2 protein-coding genes are annotated in these 2,577 nt (G+C 39.1%); both read right to left on the bottom strand.

The window, feature by feature from the left end; genetic code table 11:
- Positions 1-4: 4 nt before the first annotated feature.
- Positions 5-931 carry a PorP/SprF family type IX secretion system membrane protein gene (locus E1171_RS03035; RefSeq protein ID WP_155203954.1) on the bottom strand — a complete coding sequence of 309 codons (927 nt, stop codon included), beginning with the start codon at positions 929-931 and terminating at the stop codon, positions 5-7.
- Positions 932-936: 5 nt separating this feature from the next.
- On the bottom strand, positions 937-2,577 hold a 1,641-nt coding region (locus tag E1171_RS03030), incomplete at its 5' end, for a T9SS type B sorting domain-containing protein (protein ID WP_155203952.1).

Below are 2,577 nucleotides of genomic sequence, written 5' to 3'. Positions count from 1 at the left end.
ACATTTAAAAGAAAGTAGGACAAATCACCCTCCTTCTTTTCTTGGAAAAGGAAAAACGGTAATTAACGCTGATTTCATGAGATCCGCTATTTACCCGACTCAAAGCAGTGGTTGTGGCAAAATCAAAAGAATAACCCAATAAAAGTTGGGGAGTGAGTTGAAATTGTGTCAGAGCATCAAAGGACTCTAAAGAACGATAAGACAAGCCCAACCAAACCGTATCATAAATCAAAAGATTGGCATTCAAATCCATTTGGATAGGGGCCCCACTTACCGCTTTTAATAAAATATTTGGCTTTAATTTAAGAAATCGGTTCAGGTCTAGAACTACACCCCCAGTAATAAAATAATGCCTGACCAGTTTCGAGTCCGGATCATCACTCTTATTATCCAAAGTACTATTGAGAAGTTGGGGAACTGAAGCACTTACATACCAGCGATCCGTATAATAATAAATCCCTGTACCAAAATTAAAATTACTGGAATTCACATCTTCGCTAGCATAGGAAGGGTCCGTTGCAGAAACCCGACTATAGAAAGACCTATAATTGTGATAACTAGCCTGAAGCCCCATAGATAACTTCCCTTTTCCTATTTTTAGTCGATAAGCATACATCATGGTGGTGGAGATTTGATCTGTAACCCCAATCCTATCATGAATAATGTTCATTCCTACACCTATCTTACGATAAGGTATAGGTGCATGAAAAGAAAAAGTTTGTGTTTTAGGAGCTCCTTCTAACCCTACCCATTGTTCCCGGATCAAAGCTGTTACACTAATTGCTTCATGACTTCCAGCATATGCCGGATTTAACAATAAAGGATTAAACATATATTGGGTAAACATCGCCTGTTGCTGGGCACTTAGGTGATGGTGACAAACAGTCAGCACCAAAAGAAGGAAAAAGGCTTTTAGAAATTTTCTTCTCATCTTGCTTATTGTTTAACTAATACATAGCCCGATTTTAATTCCTTCCCATCCGAAAATTCTATTACGTAAAAATAAGTACCATCTTGAACTCTATTTTTTCTAGGTGTAAGCCCTCTATTTGATTCTCCTCTCCAAACCTTATCCTCATTATTATATTGGTCTACTTTATAAACCAGATTACCCCACCGATTGAAAATGCTCACCACATTATTTGGATAAGTTTCAATATGTTTAATTTCCCAATAATCATTTTGCCCATCCCCATTAGGAGAAATCCCTAGCCCCGGTTCCGGTTCTTGAGGGTAAATATTAATAATAACCTGAGCCTCACTAAAAGATTCCGGAGTGCCTTGGTCCCTTACTTTATACACAAAACTATCCGTCCCTATATACCCAGGGTCCGGTGTGTAAGTATAAGTTCCATCTTCATACAATATTAGGTTCCCGTGTGCTACCCCTTGCAAAGGATGGGTATCCACCACCAACTGCAGTTGCTCCGGATTTTCATCATTTTCAACTACACTTGAAGAGGAAAGTGTCTCCCCCGCCCTTACCTCTTCTGCATCATCAAGAGCAACAATTCTTTGTCTTACATTTATAGTAATGCTATAAGTTGCGCTATAAGTGGTAGAAGCATCGTTGGAATTATCCTTTACTTTAAACTCCAGGGAGCCATAAGGGGAACCAAAGCCGTCTTTTTCTGGAGCAAAAGTAAGTAAAGAGGGGTTTTCATATTCCACACCCACCACCACAGGTTTTCCATCATAAGTTAAATTACCATTTGGAACTAATCGGGTGAAAAGGATAGCTTCAAAGTTATCCCCGTCCCCATCAGAGAAAACAAACTGTTGTTCTGTGAATGAGTAGCTTGTATTTTCCAGAATTAAAATACTGAAATCAGCACTTAGTGGAGGGTTTAAAGAAACTTCATCTATAAACCTCACTTTCACTGGAGTTCTTGGACTTTCGCAGCCATTCACCATTTGAGACACATAATAGGTTGCTCCATCCGTTAGAAATTCATCAAGTTCTAAACTTGAGCCTCCGGTCGAAGCATTGTACCATATAAAGGTAGCTCCTGTTTCACCATTCACTTCCAGGTCTTTTATTTGCGGTTTTTCTGCAGAACTGAAGGTTTGGTTGGAGGCGGTTGGTGCATTGGGAGTAGATATTACGGTTACATTTACTTCTATAGGAGTGCTTTCACAGCCCGTCGACTTATCTTTGGTAACCACCCTATAAAGAACGGAGGAATCTAATTCTCCACTTATAAAAGAGGAACCATTTCCAACAGAGGGCAGAACATTGTTTTGGCTATCATACCAAATATAACTGTAGAAAGGCTTCGCATTTTCTACAGCCAATATTACGGTTTCTCCTTTACAGGTTGAAATATCTGTTATTTGTGGAGGGTTTGGCAGATCCTTAACGATAACCTTAAACTCACCATAACCAATATTCCCCTGGACATCAGTCGCCTGATATTTTACCATGGTAACTCCTAATGGAAAAGTATGACCAGAGGGAATTCCTTCAATTAATTCCAATTTTTTTACCTGGCAGTTATCTGAAGCTGTGATCCTATATTCAACTGTTGGTTTGCATACTGATACAGTAATATCATTTGGTAAATTCAACTCAGGGGA

Origin of the sequence: Xanthovirga aplysinae, assembly GCF_009711365.1 — a bacterium.
Classification (GTDB): Bacteria; Bacteroidota; Bacteroidia; order Cytophagales; family Cyclobacteriaceae; genus Xanthovirga; species Xanthovirga aplysinae.
This window is presented reverse-complemented; position numbering and strand designations above follow the sequence as displayed.